The 16,978-nt window shown below is 48.3% G+C and carries 19 protein-coding genes; 12 read left to right on the top strand and 7 right to left on the bottom strand.

Annotated features, from left to right (window positions below; translation table 11 throughout):
- Positions 1–738 (top strand): AAA-like domain-containing protein (locus IQ260_RS13305; protein ID WP_193993594.1); only part of this gene is annotated, 738 nt, incomplete at its 5' end.
- A gap of 14 nt (positions 739–752) precedes the next feature.
- On the opposite strand, the gene IQ260_RS13300 is transcribed toward IQ260_RS13305, so the two are convergent.
- A complete protein-coding gene (locus IQ260_RS13300) occupies positions 753–887 on the bottom strand; it encodes a hypothetical protein (protein WP_322744954.1) in 135 nt (44 codons plus the stop codon).
- A 249-nt stretch (positions 888–1,136) separates the two neighbouring features.
- Here IQ260_RS13300 and IQ260_RS13295 point away from each other — a divergent pair, with 249 nt between their 5' ends.
- The gene (locus IQ260_RS13295; RefSeq protein WP_228015984.1) at positions 1,137–2,075 is read left to right on the top strand and encodes an Rpn family recombination-promoting nuclease/putative transposase; all 939 of its coding nucleotides are present in this window, start codon (positions 1,137–1,139) and stop codon (positions 2,073–2,075) included.
- 79 nt (positions 2,076–2,154) lie between these two features.
- Here the strand turns inward: IQ260_RS13295 and IQ260_RS13290 are convergent, their stop codons facing one another.
- Positions 2,155–2,394: a hypothetical protein gene (locus IQ260_RS13290; RefSeq protein WP_193993593.1), complete on the bottom strand. Its 240-nt coding sequence runs from the start codon at positions 2,392–2,394 to the stop codon at positions 2,155–2,157.
- A gap of 746 nt (positions 2,395–3,140) precedes the next feature.
- On the opposite strand from IQ260_RS13290, the gene IQ260_RS13285 reads away from it, so the two are divergent.
- The 3 genes from IQ260_RS13285 to IQ260_RS13275 are packed head-to-tail and all read left to right on the top strand — an operon-like array spanning position 3,141 to position 5,758.
- Complete coding sequence (locus tag IQ260_RS13285; RefSeq protein ID WP_193993592.1) at positions 3,141–3,353, top strand: hypothetical protein; 213 nt, start codon at positions 3,141–3,143, stop codon at positions 3,351–3,353.
- Positions 3,335–5,113, top strand: coding sequence for a WG repeat-containing protein (locus tag IQ260_RS13280; protein WP_193993591.1), 1,779 nt, complete (start codon positions 3,335–3,337; stop codon positions 5,111–5,113). The genes IQ260_RS13285 and IQ260_RS13280 overlap by 19 nt, the downstream gene beginning before the upstream one ends.
- Positions 5,114–5,140: 27 nt before the next feature.
- Positions 5,141–5,758, top strand: a complete 618-nt coding sequence (locus IQ260_RS13275) for an HAD family hydrolase (protein ID WP_193993590.1) — start codon at positions 5,141–5,143, stop codon at positions 5,756–5,758.
- Between the two features lie 70 nt (positions 5,759–5,828).
- On the opposite strand, the gene IQ260_RS13270 is transcribed toward IQ260_RS13275, so the two are convergent.
- The 3 genes from IQ260_RS13270 to IQ260_RS13260 form a co-directional block, all read right to left on the bottom strand.
- Positions 5,829–6,173: a hypothetical protein gene (locus IQ260_RS13270; RefSeq protein WP_193993589.1), complete on the bottom strand. Its 345-nt coding sequence runs from the start codon at positions 6,171–6,173 to the stop codon at positions 5,829–5,831.
- 178 nt (positions 6,174–6,351) lie between these two features.
- On the bottom strand, positions 6,352–8,157 hold the full coding sequence (locus tag IQ260_RS13265) for a two-component system response regulator (protein WP_193993588.1): 1,806 nt from the start codon (positions 8,155–8,157) through the stop codon (positions 6,352–6,354).
- 243 nt (positions 8,158–8,400) lie between these two features.
- A complete protein-coding gene (locus tag IQ260_RS13260) occupies positions 8,401–9,054 on the bottom strand; it encodes a PAS domain-containing protein (RefSeq protein WP_322744953.1) in 654 nt (217 codons plus the stop codon).
- A gap of 310 nt (positions 9,055–9,364) precedes the next feature.
- Between IQ260_RS13260 and IQ260_RS13255 the strand changes: the two genes are divergently transcribed.
- From IQ260_RS13255 to IQ260_RS13245, 3 genes are all read left to right on the top strand, one after another.
- On the top strand, positions 9,365–10,783 hold the full coding sequence (locus IQ260_RS13255; RefSeq protein ID WP_322744952.1) for an ion transporter: 1,419 nt from the start codon (positions 9,365–9,367) through the stop codon (positions 10,781–10,783).
- Positions 10,784–10,935: 152 nt separating this feature from the next.
- On the top strand, positions 10,936–11,361 hold the full coding sequence (locus tag IQ260_RS13250; RefSeq protein ID WP_193993587.1) for a nuclear transport factor 2 family protein: 426 nt from the start codon (positions 10,936–10,938) through the stop codon (positions 11,359–11,361).
- 3 nt (positions 11,362–11,364) lie between these two features.
- Entirely contained in the window at positions 11,365–12,198 is an 834-nt protein-coding gene (locus IQ260_RS13245; RefSeq protein WP_193993586.1) for a DUF3050 domain-containing protein, read from the top strand.
- 179 nt (positions 12,199–12,377) lie between these two features.
- Here the strand turns inward: IQ260_RS13245 and IQ260_RS13240 are convergent, their stop codons facing one another.
- Positions 12,378–13,673 carry a glycosyltransferase gene (locus IQ260_RS13240; RefSeq protein ID WP_193993585.1) on the bottom strand — a complete coding sequence of 432 codons (1,296 nt, stop codon included), beginning with the start codon at positions 13,671–13,673 and terminating at the stop codon, positions 12,378–12,380.
- A gap of 45 nt (positions 13,674–13,718) precedes the next feature.
- Between IQ260_RS13240 and IQ260_RS13235 the strand changes: the two genes are divergently transcribed.
- Both IQ260_RS13235 and IQ260_RS13230 read left to right on the top strand, forming a co-directional pair.
- Complete coding sequence (locus tag IQ260_RS13235) at positions 13,719–14,465, top strand: DUF4184 family protein (RefSeq protein ID WP_193993584.1); 747 nt, start codon at positions 13,719–13,721, stop codon at positions 14,463–14,465.
- A gap of 71 nt (positions 14,466–14,536) precedes the next feature.
- The gene (locus IQ260_RS13230; RefSeq protein ID WP_193993583.1) at positions 14,537–14,806 is read left to right on the top strand and encodes a hypothetical protein; all 270 of its coding nucleotides are present in this window, start codon (positions 14,537–14,539) and stop codon (positions 14,804–14,806) included.
- Between the two features lie 40 nt (positions 14,807–14,846).
- Here the strand turns inward: IQ260_RS13230 and IQ260_RS13225 are convergent, their stop codons facing one another.
- Positions 14,847–15,365, bottom strand: a complete 519-nt coding sequence (locus IQ260_RS13225) for a hypothetical protein (RefSeq protein WP_193993582.1) — start codon at positions 15,363–15,365, stop codon at positions 14,847–14,849.
- Between the two features lie 196 nt (positions 15,366–15,561).
- Between IQ260_RS13225 and IQ260_RS13220 the strand changes: the two genes are divergently transcribed.
- Both IQ260_RS13220 and IQ260_RS13215 read left to right on the top strand, forming a co-directional pair.
- The gene (locus IQ260_RS13220) at positions 15,562–15,987 is read left to right on the top strand and encodes a hypothetical protein (RefSeq protein WP_193993581.1); all 426 of its coding nucleotides are present in this window, start codon (positions 15,562–15,564) and stop codon (positions 15,985–15,987) included.
- Between the two features lie 379 nt (positions 15,988–16,366).
- Positions 16,367–16,648 (top strand): hypothetical protein, encoded by a 282-nt coding sequence (locus tag IQ260_RS13215; protein ID WP_193993580.1) that lies wholly within the window; start codon positions 16,367–16,369, stop codon positions 16,646–16,648.
- Positions 16,649–16,978: the final 330 nt, after the last annotated feature.

Here is a 16,978-nt window from a genome sequence, read left to right as displayed (position 1 = left end):
GCCTTAAATCTATCGCCAAAACTCGCCGAGTTTTGGGATGCATCCATGGGCCATAAGGTCAGCAGTGAACTCTACTACCAAGAATATCTCCTAGAAAACAGAAAAACGCCTACCGTCTTGATTATTGGGGCAGCTGAGCGATTAATTGAACATCCCACGGTCGCTCAAGACTTTTTTCCCCTGCTGCGCTCCTGGCATGAAAAAGCTCGATGGAACTTTCTTTGGCGGAACCTACGCATTGTGATTGTTCATGCTACTGAAATTTATGTCCCATTAAAAATACATCAATCGCCTTTTAACATTGGTCAAGCCATCAAGTTACCTAAATTCACCGTTGCCCAGGTAGCTGAATTAGCGGCTCGCTATGGTGTAGAGCCAAGTCACGACCAATTGGGCAAGGTCCTGGTAGATTCAGTGGGTGGGCATCCTTATCTGGTCAACATTTTTCTATATCACCTGGCTACCCATTCTCTATCGCTTGATACACTCCTTAAAACAATATCTACACCATCTGGTATTTATGGTACTCACCTACGTGGTTATCTCGCACTCTTAAAAGAAGAGCAAGATTTGGCCACTGCGTTCCAGCAGGTAATCTCTTCTGACGAAGGTGTGGAGCTAGATGCTGTCACTATGTATCGCTTAGAGAGCCTTGGGCTTATTACCATTAATGGGTATAAAGCCGTGCCCAGCTGTGATATCTACCGTTCATACTTTCAACAACAGCTTAGTTTCTAGTTCTTGTTTAATTGTTATACCAAAGCTGTCTCGTTAAACTCGTCCGGCAGACCCTCAGGAATTTCACTCGGCAGATCATACATTGTCGGTAGGCTTTCCGACGGTGGCAGTGGCGGCGCTGGCTGTGGGGGCTCTTTAGCCTGGGGCATGGGGGTAACCGTTGATGGAGTACTGTTCTAATAGTAATCGGTCAGTCAGATGCGATCGCACCGGGTTCATACGAAGCGTACAATTCTAGAGTGTTAGCTGCGTTGTAGCGTAGTTGAGCTTATGTAGACGCGCGATCGCCCACCATCACATACGATAGTCCAATTTCAAATAAAGCGTTAGAGTTATAGACAGATACCCCGACGACCGCTGGCGTTGGCAAACGCTAAACTACGTCCTGAAAAGATTCAATGCTAGACGTGGTCAGCACTTTCAAGATGGCTTTCCTACTTCCAGACAAATACATTGACCTACTCACCGATTTTGGCTTCAAGCGTGTCTTCGGCACGGAGCCAAATAAGGCGTTATTGATTGATTTTCTCAATACCCTTTTGCCAGAGCACCATCGTATTCAGGATGTGACCTTCAAAAATCCTGAATTCTTCGGTAGGACCTCAATTGATAGAAAAGCCATTTTCGATATTTATTGTGAAGCTGTAACGGGTGAATGCTTTATTGTTGAAATTCAGAAAGCAAAGCAAAACTTCTTCAAAGATCGTAGTGTTTACTATGCCACCTTCCCTATTCAAGAGCAGGCACAAAAAGGTGAATGGAACTATGAGCTAACGGCGGTATATACCGTTGGTGTGCTCGATTTCGTTTTTGACGACCACAAGCATGAAGGTACCATTATCCACACCGTTGAACTTAAGAATCAGCATTGCGAGGTCTTCTACGACAAACTCAAGTTTATTTACATCGAACTGCCAAAATTCACCAAGTCCTTAGATGAGTTGGAATCCCAGACTGACAAATGGCTGTTTCTGTTAAAAAATCTGGCTCAGTTCGAGGAACCACCCGCTGCACTCCGCGAGGGCGTCTTTAATCAGCTATTTAGTGTGGCTGAGATCGCTAATTTTTCTCAAAAAGAACAGACGATATATCAGGAAAGTTTGAAGTATTACCGCGATATGAACAATATTGCCCGGACCTTGATTCAAGAGGGTCGAGAGAAAGGTTTGAAAGAGGGCCGAGAAGAGGGCCGAGAAGAGGGCCGAGAAGAGGGCCGAGAAGAGGGCCGAGGGAAAGAACGACAGCGAGTTGTTGGACAGATGAAAGCAGCGGGTTTATCTACACAGGAAATTGCTAAGTATATGGGGATAAGTGTTGAGGACATAGAAGGGGGATAGCAATTTAATCCTTGTTCCTAGAAAATTGGTGGATTACGCGAATAATCGCTAATCCACCCTACACAAAGTTAAGCTTCTATTAATCGACCCTGACTCGTTTGGTCAAGATGGCCATGACCTCATTGGGTCGCCCGGTGGGTAGAGGCTTACTCCAATCGTTGGGGTCGGCGTAGTTGAGTTTGTGTAGCAGTGTGATGGTGTTGCGTACGCTGGTTAGGGTGCCAAGCAGCGTGTGGCGGACGGTCTCAAACGGGTGCTCTGGTAACGGAGCAGGCTCAGATTTCGCCGCGTCAGCGTCGTCGGATGGATATTGAAACATGGATTCTGATCTCCAAAACGTAGGGTTTGCGAAGGAAACCAGAACCGAACACCTTAGCAAACCGCACGAGATGTATGCACACCGGGGATGCTAAGGCATAATAACCAAAGCCCGCAGTTGCCTTCGTCAGCTGTGGGTCAGCTGTCGGTTAGGTGGTGACGCACCTGCCGACAGTGCTAGATATTCAGTTCTGTAGTAGGGTCGTCGAACGACCTGGAACAAACTATAAATCTCTTTTAGAGCCTAGTCAAGGTGCGATTTAGTTATTAATGAGCCTGAGCAGTGGACGTAGAACCTAACCCTACAACCCAACGTACTGGGTTGTTCCTGATGGCGTTAAGTTTGGGGTTGCGGTGGGGTCGATGATGTATATTCTGAGCAGGTTTCTGCAGAAGATTTAGGCTGTAAAATTCAAATCATGGGGTTATCGACTAACAGGATTTAAGACCGCTTGAAAGAGTTTTCTGTTAGCTAGAAAGTCCTGTGCTTTCATGATTTGGTTATGATCATGAGAATTTATCAAATATTCTTGATATTTTGAGCCAATATGCCAGAATAGCTTTGCTAGGCTGCGTTAGCCCCAACCTGCTAATTCGCTAAACTCTAATTATCATTCATGGCTATTGTAGTAACCCTATTTGGATCCTTTTCAACGATTGGCCTCTAAAAATATTGAAATTAAAGTCAGCGGCAGCCGTGCCACCTTGTAAGCATTTGCTTCAAGCTAGACCTTTCTGTAGGCTAGTGTGCTATTTCTTGTGTTTGATGTGTTTATGCACATTGCCAAGTCGGAGGGAAAACTGTCGCACATTGAGGCGGTCAATTTCTTTGACCAGATGAAGCAGGAAAACCGGTTTGCAACAGATGTATGGGGGGTAACGCTCAACTTTAAGCAGGCGATTAAGCAAGTTGAAAACGATAACTATAGGCGGGCTGAAAAATGGTTGGCAAATTTGTGAGATCGTTAAGCAATAGCCTGTGGGTTGGTCTGTCCGCTGCTATAATCTCCACCTTGCCCGCTACTGCCCAGACATTTGCCGATACGCAACAGCACTGGGCCAAGGGCTGCATTGAACGCCTAGCCGCTGACAACAAACTCAATGGCTATCCCGATGGCAGCTTTCGTCCCCAGAACTCGCTGACTCGGGCCGAGTTTGCTGTGCTGATGCTCAATAGCTTTCCGGGGGTACGCACCCAGACAACAACGGTGCCAAATTTTGCCGATGTGTCCAGTCAGCATTGGGCTAAATCTGCGATCGCAACCGCCTATCAAAAACGAATCTTTGTTGGTTACCCAGACAACACCTTTCGCCCCAACCAGCCCATCGCTCGAGTCGAAGCCCTGGCTATTCTCTCGACGCTGATTCCCACGGACTATCAGGACCGACCCCGAGGTTTAGCCGTGCCACCAGAGGCCGATACTGTGCTCAACGGGTTTTTGCAAGATGGCGACCAAACCCCGGCCTGGGCTCAGGATCAGATTGCGGCGGCCGCCGCTGGCTTTTTAATTGTGGACTATCCCCATGGGCAACAACTGCGACCGCAGGCAGCTAGCAGTCGTGCTGATATTGCAGCCTTTCTGTGTCAATCCTTTGGGTGGGATGGTTTAGTGCCCATGGCGGCTGTGGCAGGAAATCAACATTTTGACCTGTCGCCAGCATGGGAACGGCTGCAGCGGGCCAGGAGCCAGGGACAACACGGTTGGTTTGACCCACAGCAACAGCTGGCCATTATCGCGACAGCCCCAGCTGACTGGATAATTGTCAGGCTCAAAAAAACGCAAGATAACCGAGTCGCGACCTTATTCCAAGCCAGTGATGGTCGCCTCAAGTGGGGATATTTTGATGAGGTGGGGACGATTGCGATCGCTCCCCAATTTGATACAGCCGGTCATTTTTCTGAGGGCCTAGCCCCGGTCTCTAACAGTGGCCAATATGGCTTTGTTGACCCCACAGGCAACCTCACCATACCGCTACAGTTTGACGCCGCCCAGCCCTTTAGCGAAGGGCTGGCGGCGGTGCGAGTCGATAACCAGTGGGGATTTATTGACCCCACCGGAGCCTGGGTGATTGCGCCACAGCCCCATGCAGCTTCTCCCTTCTCTGAAGGATTGGCCCGGATTGAAGTGCCTGGCGAATCTCGTTGGCAACGACAATATGGATTTATCGATCGTACCGGTCAGCAAGTGATCGCACCGACACTAGCCGGAGCCAGCCACTTTTCTGAAGGATTAGCAGCAGCGGTCATCGGCACCACCGAGCAACGCTATGGCTATATCGATAAAACTGGAACCTGGGTCATCCAGGGGCTGAGTCAGATGGGAGGAGACTTTTCTGAGGGCTTAGCCGCCGTACAACAACCATCGGAGCAGCGCATCAATAGTTACGACAATGGCTATATCAACCGCGATGGCCAATGGGTGATTTTACCTCAGCGCTTTTTAGAGACATTTGGCGACCAGCCCCTAACGCTAGGCAAGTTTGTCAATGGATTTGCTAGCCTTCAGGTGGGACAAACCATTGGTTTTATTAATCGCCAAGGAACCCTGGTTGTTCCGCCCAAATTCTCAGACATCCAATCGATGACCCAGGGCTATGCCCAGGTGAACTATGGCGGTATCTGGGTGGACTATGTGGGAGGATATGATGGGACGGCTAGCCCAGTCTTAGAGAGGCGACTGGAAAGTGGACGCTGGGGCTATGTTCGGCTTTTAGACTGACCGACAGAGGCCAAACAGGAGTGGAGCATGCAGCTAACTGGAAACGATAATCTAGCTAATCGCACCTGCTGGGTATTTGATATGGATGGCACGTTGACCCTGGGCATCCATGATTTTGACGCCATCCGAGCAGCGTTAGAGCTGCCTGTGGGTTCGCCAATTTTAGAATCCTTGCGCAGGCTGCCGCCAGATATGGCAGCAGTGAAACATAAACAGCTGCGAGAGATAGAGTTAGACATTGCCAGTAAAGCCACTGCCCAGCCAGGTGCCCACGAGCTGTTAGCACTGCTGCGCAATCAGGGGAAACACATTGGTATCCTGACTCGTAACGGCAAGGATATTGCCCATGAAACCCTCAATGCCTGTGGTTTGATGGATTTTTTTGAGCCCACACTCGTGCTCAGTCGTGATTGCCATGCCCCTAAGCCGGAACCGGATGGTATTTGGGCGCTTTTAAACACTTGGGAAGCGGCCTCCACAGACGCCGTGATGGTGGGAGATTATAAGTTTGACCTGATGGCAGGACAGCGGGCGAGCACAGCGACGGTCTACATTGACAATGCAGGTGAGTTTATGTGGTCAGAGTATGCAGACTATGGGGTGCGATCGCTAAAAGAAGTCGTTGATTGGCTACAAGCAATTTGAAAACTAGTATTGCCGTGGATGAACGATAAACTGCGACCAGTTGGTAAAGCAGCTGGCTCAAGAGAGTTTTCTAAAGCGATCGAACTTCTCGCTGGGTTACATTACCATTATCAAAAGCCTCACCGTTTCTAAATATCAAACAGGACTGACCTTCATTTGCTGGAATAAACAGCGTCCAGAGAGACGTGCTGTAGTCATCAGATACTTCTGACTGGCTTGTATAGGTAAAGCCTTCATTAAAAAAGTGACTGCGTCGTGCGGGTAAATCCGCAAAAATCAAAGATTTTTCCCGCCAGAAGACACGAATATTTAAAGATGTTGCGGATGTCTCTGAAGTAAAGTCCCGATAAACATTGATCGCGTAGAGGGGAGAATCACAGTATGCTACGGTTTCTTCAGCGTGAGCCGGAGTCATCACGGTCAGGGGAAAGAGGGCGATCCCTACAGCACCTAGTAACCTAAATCTCAGGCAGGCAAAAAATGAACTCAACATCGGATATCTTGACTAACCCCACTACAAAACTATAAAGCGAATCTACCTCAAGGTTGAATTGTGCTCTGAGCGCTCAAGCCATTGGCATGACTCATGACTATTACAACTGAGCGCTGATGGTGGGTCCATCAGTGGGCTTACCCCAGAGATAACCCTGCATGTACTCGCATCCCAAGGTCTCCAGTGTAGCTAACTGGACTGAATTTTCCACGCCTTCAGCCGTCACAGTCATACCTAACTCGTGGGCTAGATTAATAATTGCTTGGATTACCTTGAGACCTTTGGTGGTGTTCATTTGGTGAACAAAGGAACGATCAATCTTTAAGTTTTCAATTTTTAAGCTATACAGGTAGTGCAGCGATGAGTAACCTGTCCCAAAATCATCAATGCTAACCGTGATCTGGTATCGTTTGAGCTGTTCTAGGGTGGCCAAAAACACATCGGTTTGCTGCATCAGACCGTACTCAGTAATCTCAAACGCCAGATTTTGATGATCAATCTGAGTTTCTGCCAATATGTTATCCAGGTAATCGATGAAATCTCGCTGGGCTAACTGCTGCGCTGATAAATTGACATGTAATCTAAAGGACGGGTGCAATAAATTATGATTTTGCCACTCCTTGAGTTGATGGCAGGCATTTCGCAGCACATAGCGGTCTAGCTGAAGGATGAGTTCGGTCTCTTCTGCTATAGGAATAAACTCTTCAGCGGTGAGATACCCTCTCTGAGGATGATTCCAGCGGACAAGTGTTTCTAAGCCATTTAAAGAATTATCTGCTAAAGCAATAATCGGATGATAAACAAGGGTTAACTCATGATTATGTAAGGCCCTGTAAAGCTCATTTTGCACCTCAAAGAACGAGAGGGTCCGCTGATGCATCTCAGCTTTAAATATCTCAATTTTTCCCATACCGTCAGAGATGGCTTGGGATAGAGCTGTGCTGGCATCTCTGAGCATATGGATAGATTGTTTATATTGTGTAGAGGCTAAGACAATACCAATATCAGTTTGTCCATAGACGGAGTGGTTGTTAATGTAAAAGGGATAGCTAAACTCCTTTTGAAGTTTTTCTGCAAATTTCAAAATTTGGGTTTGATTATTGCTGGCCTCGTTCAAAATTGCGAAGGTATCTTCTCCAAAATTGGCGAGAAATGAACCGGATTCTATAACTGTTTCTAGCCGTCGGGTTATTGCTACTATGAGTTGATCGACGGCATTGTGTCCTAAGGAATTTTTAACAAGCTGGAGCTTATTAAACTTGATGAGCAGCAAGGCTAAACCCTGGTTCTGATTTAGCGATAACTGGGTGAGTACTTGCTGTAATCGCTGAGCGAGTAGAACCCGATTGGGCAGATTGGTCAGGCTATTATGGGTGGCCATGTGAACAATCTTTTCTTGCATGCGCAGACGTTCATTAATTTCTTGTTCTAGCTGAGAGGTGCGCTGTATAACTCGTTGTTCTAGCTCTGTATTGAGTTTTTGGACTTCAGACTGGGCAGCCCGTAGCTTGAGATGATTACCGACACGGGCGAGTAGCTCTTCTGCTTGAAAGGGTTTAGGGATATAGTCTACGCCACCTAGACCAAATGCTTTGACCTTGTCACCCGTTTGATCTAGTGCACTTAAAAAGATGACTGGAATTTTTTGAGTTAACGGATTGGCTTTAAGTAGACGGCACACTTCATAGCCATCCATACCGGGCATTTTAATATCCAGAAGAATAAGATCTGGCTGCGCCGCTTGGGCAATTTTGATCGCGACTTGACCGTTGATCGCACTACGCACTTTGTAGCCTTCCTGTGTCAAGACTGTAGACAAGAAGTCAAGATTTGGAGGGACATCATCCACGACCAGGATATCTGCGAAGATAGCGGAATTGTTGGCTGTGTCTAATGATAGGGGCATGGGGCATCAAACTCAGGGCAAGGGGCGTTAATCAGATTTTCAAGAAATTACCTTAGTACAGTGGAGATACTGGGTATATTTTTACATTCTAAATCTAGGGTTTCTATTGTTGTATGGATGAGGTGGCGAATTCTGCAATTAAGTCACAGCGAAATCCTTGAACTAACTGAGTAAGGGCTGTGGCTAACTGGGCGTGGGTAGATGGAAGTTCGTCAATTAGCTGAGAGACGGATTCTGCATCGGCTAGACTGGATGCCGTCTGTAGTTGATGAAGCCATGAATGTGGCCATGGTGGGTGAATTTGACGGCATTGCCCAGCAGATTTATCAAGATTTGACGCAGTTTGGCGGCATGGCACTGGTTCCGTGCAGTAGGATGACCATAGAGACTACTGCACGGAACCAGTGCCCCATCGTAAATGCTTCGCAGAAACTGCTCTTGTCCCTGAATTGTGGCTTCGTTACGCTTGCGATCGCTAATATCAGTATGGGAGCCAACCATGCGAATGGGATTGCCATCGGCATCCCACAGGGCCTGACCGCGATCTAAAATCCACTTATATTGACCATCCTTACAGCGCAGACGATACTCTTCTGTAAAGAAAGGCGTGTGCCGGTCTAGATGGGCCTGGGTCGCCTGTAAAACACGGTCTCGATCCTCTGGATGCAGACGGCGTTCCCACTCACTTTTTTGATGCCCAATTTCGCTATCATCATAGCCCAGCATATTTTTCCAGCGCACCGAATAAAAAATTTGACCAGCGGCAATATTCCAGTCCCAAATGTCGTCATTATTGCCCTGTAGCGCTAACTGCCAGCGTTCTTCACTCTGACGCAATTTTTCGCGTTCAGCGATGCGATCGCTAATATCATTGGCAATCAGGAGCACATCAGGCACAACCTTTACATGCAGAGCTTTTCCCGGCTTAAGTTGTTACCCGACCTGCGCAATCAAAGGAATGGTAATCAGCGACCGTAGCGATAGTTTCACCAGAGAGCAACTGTGTACTTAGGCTCTAAGGATAGCGATTCATCGCTGTAAAATCATCTGGTCGCAGTCTATACTCCCTCAGGTATGCTGAAAATCGATTAATTAGGCCCTACTTTTGGCCGTATGAGCGTTCCATGGAATGTCTCTGCAGATACAATTTTTGAATTTTATAAAAAAAACTTATCCCCTATCCCCTATCTAGTCAGGCTTGATAACTGTGGGCGTTTCCCGGACTCCGCGCGATTACATTGACCGCTTTCTCCATGCACCTCAGACAGAAATTACGTTGATCGGGCTGATTTTGCTGTCGGTTTTGCTGGTGGTGTCTGAGGTTGTTCTAGAAACCCGTGGTCTGACGATTCGTTGGGTGAGTCATCTGCAAGGGGGGCTGACCAGTATTTTTATCGCTGAGCTGGGGCTGCGCTACTGGGTGGCCCGTAAAAAACGTCGCTTCTGGCGTAATTACTGGCTCGATGTTTTAGCGGTGATGCCGATGATCACGGCGTTCCGACTGCTGCGACTATTGCGGATTTTGCGATTGCTGCGGGCGGGCATTTTACTGAATCGCAGTTTGGGACGATTATCGAGTGCCATTGCCACCAGTCTCGGTATGCAGATCGGTGTGTTTATGGTGATTGGTCTGATTGTGCTCACGGGCGGGCTGGCCATGTACCTGTTTGAAGCACCGACTAATCCCAGCATTGACACCCTCCGCGATGCCATGTGGTGGAGCTTTTTATCCCTGGTGGCCGGAGAGCCCATTGGCGGCGACCCTCAAACCGATATAGGTCGGGTCATTACCTTGATGGTAATGATGGGTGGTCTGACCACCTTCGCTATCTTTACCGGTGTTGTTTCCGCCGTCATGATGCGCAAACTAGAAACCTTTATGGATTTCAAAGCCTTGGAAATTGATGAATTGCGAGATCATATTGTCATTTGTGGCTGGAATCGTGGCGGTCACCTGATTGTGGAGGAACTGCTGGCTGGTGACGACATGAAACACTGTGCTTTGGTGATTGTGGCCGAGGATACCGAAGACCCCTCCCAGTCTCTTAAACATCTCAATCAGTTCCAGCTGTACTTTTATCCTGAGGACTACACTAAAATCGATATTCTCGAAACGGTTGGTATTCTCCACGCCTCGCGGGCGATTTTGTTGGCGGATGCCACCCACCCTCGCACTGACCAAGACCGAGATGCTCGCACAGTACTAGCTGCCCTCACCATTGAAAAACTCAATCCCTCCATTTATACCTGCGCTCAGCTGCTGGATCGACGCAACGATGTGCAACTCAAACTAGCGGGTGTGGATGATGTCATTGTGACAGAAGAAGTCGCTAGCCATCTGATTGCCACATCTACCCGCAATCAAGGCTCGGTGGAGGCCCTCGCTGAGTTGCTAACGGTGCAGAGTGGTCAGCAAATTTACGAAGTAGAGGTGCCCGCCGCTTGGTTAGGAAAGTCTTATTGGCAATTGTCTCAACACCTCAAACAACAATCTGATGCGTTGTTGTTGGCCATAGAATCCATAGTGAATGGAGAACGCACCACCCAGGTTAACCCGCCGACAAGTTTGGTGTTAGCCACAGACGATCGGTTGGTGATTATTGCTCGAGAGACGCCAAGATTTTAGGGTTGAATCGTAGGGGCATTCCATCTTGACGACTGTACCGAACGAACGGTAGGTTTTATCTAGCCAAACGAACGGTGTGGATACCTTTAGCAGCCGTTCTGTATTGCGCCTGTTTGCTTAGATTCACCCAAACTCACCATCAGCGTTGACCTATGGAAAGTAAACCTCCTTTTCCTCCATTTACCCTTGAAACCGCCATGGCCAAAATCAAGGGTGCCGAGGCTGCCTGGAATACCCGAGACCCGGAAAAGGTCTGTCTGGCCTATACCGTTGATTCCGAATGGCGCAATCGGTCTGAAATTTTTACGGGACGAGAGGCGATCAAAGAATTCTTGATTCGCAAGTGGAATAAAGAGCTAGACTATCGTTTACAAAAAGAACTGTGGGCCTTTAAGGATAATCGGATTGCGGTGCGATTTGAATATGAATGGCATGATGATTCGGGCTATTGGTACCGTTCCTATGGCAATGAGAACTGGGAGTTTGCCGAAAATGGTCTGATGCAAAAACGGTTTGCTAGCATCAACGACATTCCTATTTCAGAGGATCAGCGCAAGTTTCGTTGGGAACGCAGCTAGGCCATGATCAGCGCAGGTCACATCGCCGGGAAGGCTCAACTGGATTCTCTCTTGGAGCGGATTAAGCCCCATCAGGTTGTCTTACAGGAGCATCGGCTCTATGGCCAGCTGAGCACGCTTGCGGCCATTAGATGTTTTATGAGTTCCCATGTCTTTGCGGTGTGGGATAACATGCTGCTGCTTAAGACACTGCAGCAGCGGTTGACCTGCGTAACGACTCCTTGGTGTCCGTCAGAGGATGCGATCGCAACTCGCCTAATCAATGAAATTATTCTAGATGAGGAGAGTGAAGAGATCGCGCCAGGACAATACATGAGCCATGTGCAATTTTATATAGCTGCCATGGAGGAGATCGGGGCGGATACTCGAGCCATTTGTTCACTGATGAATCGGTTACAAAACGGCGAACCTCTGGAGACCGCTCTCCGTTTGAGCCTTGATATTCCTGGGAGCCCTGTGTCCCCAACTGTCCGAGAATTTGTGCTACACACGTGGACTATTTGTCAGGGCTCAACACCCGCTGTGGCTGCTGCTTTTTTGTTGGCCCGAGAGGCTATCGTTGGCCCTCTATTTACCCAGATTCTTAAACAGCTACAATCGGTAGAAATGTCTAACCCATTGTCCTGTCAGCTTTTACAGGCTTACTGTCAGCGCCATCTTTGTGTGGATGAAGAACGGCATATCCCCATGGGGTTAGAGCTGCTCAGCCGCATTTGTAAGGATGATACCCAAGCTTGGGAACAGGCCAAAGTCGCAACAATTTCCAGCCTTGTTGTCCGTAAACAGCTATGGGACAATCTTTCTGAACAAATGAGTGCTTTTCTTCTAATCTTTTAGAGCAGTGAATTGGACAGCAAGTTTTCCTCTAAGATAGCTCTTTAAAGTTCTCATATACATTCCTTTTCTCATATGTGTGGGAACTGATTGCTTCATCAGCAGGTTTAAGATAAAAAATGGGTTTATCGTAAATCAATTGAATAAGGCTTCATAGCATTGAACACTTGGATAGGTATCGTTTAACGACCTGCTAATTGAGCAGAGAATGTGGTTTCTAGGATTGTGATCGCATTTCCCACACCATCTTCAGCCCGAATTTTCTCACCTAATGTTTCAGCATTACGGCGCATGGTTTCGTTCTCAACAAGCTCATGCATGGCTGCAGCTAGCTTGTCGGTCGTCAGCCGCTTTTGCGGAATCGGCTTTGGCCCCACACCTAGCGTGTAAATCCGTTTGCCCCAAAACGGCTGATCGCCAAAGAAAGGACAAATCAGCGTGGGACATCCGGCCCGTAACCCTGCTGCAGTGGTGCCTGCACCGCCATGGTGGATGACGGCTGACACGTTTGGAAACAGCCAGTCGTGGGGAGCCTGATCCAGCTGGAAAACTGTTTTGGGTAAGTCGCCTGCCTGGAGACCGCCCCAGCCCGTTGCCAGAATACCTCGTTGATGAGTAGCCTGTAATGCCTCAATAACAACCTTAGCCAGTCGCTGGGGTTGGCGGCCAGAAATGCTGCCAAAGCCAATATAAATGGGAGGTGACCCCGCATCTAAAAATGCTTGCAAGTCATCCGGAGGCTGCCAGTTATCTTGTTGGTCCAAGAACCAATAGCCATTGACATGGGCAGACTCTGGCCAGTCTGTAGGACGGGGAACAACCTGCTGGCTATAGCAATGGAGCACAGGAATAGGGTTGCCATCCGCCCGGTGCAACAGGTCCATCTTTTTAGGCTTGGGCGGTAGCTGCAAAACCTTACGGCGAAATTCATTAGGGATGCCCCCATATAACCCAATGGCTGTATGCACAATCCAATAGGTGAGTCGGTTATACCAGCGGCCCAACGGCCAATCTGGAAAACCCATCGCCGGGGATTGATCTGTGGGAACAAACTGAGGGAACGGTAGGGCGATAACCAGGGGAATCTTTTGTTTATCGGCAATGGATTCAGCCATAAACGCGACTTTAGATGCCAAAATCAACACATCGGGGTCAACCGTTTGTGTGGTTTGCCAGATATCCTGCAGGGTCTGGCGATACATGACCTTTACCTGGGAGAACAGTTTTATGGTGGTGCGAATGGTTCCCCACAGATTGTGGGTATTCTCCATTGCATCGCACCCCATATCTGAGTCCATCAGCTGCATCAGCTGATTATTCATGGGGCCGTAGTGTAAACCCTGCTCAGTAATAAACGATTGAAAAAGAGTACTTGTGCAAACGGTAACTTCGTGTCCAGCGGTCTTGAGTCCTTTACCCAAAGCAACGCAGGGTTGCACATCACCGCGAGAGCCCAGCGTAACGATTAAGACGTTCATGATGTATCTACTCCGCTAGGAGAAAATCTTTCCTTATTGTTATCCATGCCATTTACTCCAACACATATTGTAGCCGTTCTGCCGTTTTGGCCATTGCGACGTGTCGCCCCCTTTTCTGCATTTGCAATTGGGGCCATGATTCCTGACCTGCCGCTGTTTTTCCCAATTGTTAATTACGCCCAAGCCCACTCCCTTTTGGGGCTATTCTCCATATGTTTGCCCCTTGGCATGGGCGGATTCTTCCTGTTTGAACTTGTGCTGCGCAAGCCAATGATTGCCCTCTTGCCGGTGTGGTTCGCATCTCGGCTGCCATCCAAGCCAAATATTCTTAAGCAAACACTCTTGGGCAGCCAGCTTATCGGCGTTGCATTGGCCATCTTAGTGGGGGCAGGTACGCATCAAATATGGGATGCATTTACCCACAAAGGCCGATGGGGGACCCAATTAATTCCCATGCTGAATTCTTCTATCGAAATGGGTGGGTTGCATGTACCCGGCTATAACGCCTTGCAGCATGGCAGTACGTTTATTGGATTACCTCTATTGGCATTGCTTGCAGCCATCGAACTTAGTCGTCGTGTACCAAGGCTTCATCAAGGCACCTTACCCGTTAAATGGAAGCTCCTGGCTGGAGCATTAATCTTCATTGTCCCGATTTGCGTTGCGGTTCATACTTACATGGTTTCGCCGAACGTCCATCAGGCCTTATTTCTGACGATTACACGGTCGGGAGCTATATTGATGGGGATGCTGTTTGCATACTGTTCCATGTTCCATGTGCTTACAGATTAAGATTCGGATGCATCTACCGCTGCCCTCAATATAAAGTGCCAGCTGATGTCGAGTATTTTTCTTCTAAAACTATGAATAAACTCTTATTGGGTACCTGTATATCGTTGCTTTGCTTTTCTGCCTATGGGTGCATGTCACCAAGCTTGTCATCCCTTGAACAACTCAGTAGCGAACAACAACAAAAATTGCTTGAGAAGCTACATATTTCTGATCTATGCAACTACTATCTTGACCCTGAATTGCAGGGGGAGACCGAAACTGTCATTGCTGGTTTTCTGAGAGGACGTGGTGTTCAAAACTGCTCCTCGGATGGCGTTGATAAGGCGGTTCCAGCTAAATAAGTAGAACAGCTGGCGTTGCTGATCCCCGGGATGATTTCATCTAGTCTTCAGCGATAAACTGCCAGGTTTCATCTAACTTAAAGTGACTCCATAGATTGAACCGCAGATTATCGGGGCTCGCTTTTACAAAGCCGGTATTGCCATTGGGGTGAATGCCGGTCCACAGGCGCAGTCCATGATTATCAATGCCATTGGCAGCAGGGCCGGGAGCCTCAACCCGCTCAATCCGGAACCAGCCGATGCGTCGGGGCGTTTCTATGGTGTCTCCTGCCATCACCTGTTGCGTGACTTGGTCAAAGGCAGGACGAGAGAACCCATAGGCTACTCTCAGCGGCCAGTTAAATACAGTGATGGAGGCTACCAGGACAAAGGATAACGCCACCTGTCGTCGAAAACGTTGAGACCGGAGCCCAGAAATTACCATCAGCGCCACCGCCAGGAATACAGCAGCCAAGCAGCCAACCAAACGAATTGAGTTAATCTCTAGGGGTTTTAGGGATAGGAGAACAAGCAGGGCAGGCGGCAGTGCGATCGCACTCCAGGTCAAAAATCGTTTCATGATGCGACATCCTTACAACGACATAGGTTGATTTATTGTAAGGGCAGCACAATTTTGTAAATCCAAACCTGTGGCAATTCAGGAACTGCCCGGCGGTTGATTCTGACCAGAATGGACAATTTAAACTATGTAATAGTTGGAAACGGGTGTGCCCTGGTGGCCTCGACCACTCAATCTTCTAATTCTCTACTGTGTCATGTCTCTTTCCAAGCTACTACGAACCATAATTCTTGGGCTAATCAGCTTGTTGGGGTTGCTGATCTTGATAGGGTTCACAGCCTGGTGGCACGATTGGTGGTATGGAACACTCAATCCAGATCAGGTGAGGCCGATTGAGAATTGGATGCTAGGATTAGCGATAGGTGCAGCTTATATCCAGATAGTTGTTGCGGTAGAAGCCTTGCTCATCGGTCTTGCAACCCGGTTGCGATGGATAAAATTTAAACGCGGAAGACTCATCGTTGGACTATTTAGCCTGATGATGCTGTCATTCGCGCTACCCCTATTGGAAGAGATTATTTTAGTTAGACCTAGCGATATTGTGTCGTTCTTACAGTATTTGTTATATCTCATTCTACCTTTGATACCTGCTTGGTGCTTATTGTTGTTTCGTCGTGCCTAGGGACTTGTAGGTAAATAACGAGATTTTTTAAACAGCCTACTTTTCTCAGCAGATCTTGTATTTCGAACGAAGACCGTCATCTGAGCGAGCTATATTGACATTCCTCCGCTACCGCCATACTGTGAAATGTTAATAGCGGCAACGCTATTGCTCCCAAAAATTTGGCCTGACGCCAGACAGCGGTGTTCGAGCACCCCTGCCCGGCTAACGTCCCCCGGCTGATATACGCAGCCCGGTTCGGCTATCCTATGGTACGCCACCCCGGTTGCATTTCTGGGGTGGCTATCTTTTTGGGAGGTTTCCTAAACCCGCCAAGCGCTGCCGGGACATCGTTTCCTGGCAGCGCGGCGGTTCACCAAATAACCCAAGGAGCCTCCCTATGATTGATCGACATGCGCCGCAGACGAGTCCTAACCACCGTCTGCTAACCGATCCGCCTGATTTACCGCTCGACCTGTCGTTTGCCCAGCCACCGGGCGAAATCGTCCGCGTCATTCTGCTGGGCAGCCCCGGCGGCATTCACCAAACCCGACATCTGCTGCACAACTTGAACTACGTTGAAGTGAATCAGTGGAGCCCGCTGATCGAAATTCCCGAGGGCAATCTGGTGATTCGCTCCGACCAGGGAGAACAAATGAGCATCGTGGTGAGGCGGTTGTAGGTTTAGCTGCAGAACGAAACCCAATAGAGTGAGTCCGTTGGGTTTCGTTCTTGATGGGGACTGTTGCCTGTTTTAGAGGTGACGCGAGCTATCGGTTAGTGATTATTGGTAACTTTTGGGGGTGCGATCTCGTTAGCGAAAACTCCAGTAACGGCATCCTCAGAAACGACTGACAGCATCCTCAGATTTAGTAACACCTAACCGTTAGTGTCATGAATTTTTCGCCACAGATTTGCGGTCATGTTTAGCATGGTCTCGCTCAATGACAAGGAAAAAGACGGTTAAACAGCTCGTTTCATGAGGGAATGCTCCAATTTCATCAGACTTGGT

The organism is Leptolyngbya cf. ectocarpi LEGE 11479, from assembly GCF_015207065.1.
Taxonomy (GTDB): Bacteria; Cyanobacteriota; Cyanobacteriia; order Phormidesmidales; family Phormidesmidaceae; genus Leptothoe; species Leptothoe ectocarpi.
The sequence above is the reverse complement of the archived record's forward strand: the minus strand, read 5'-3'. Positions and strand labels throughout refer to the sequence as shown.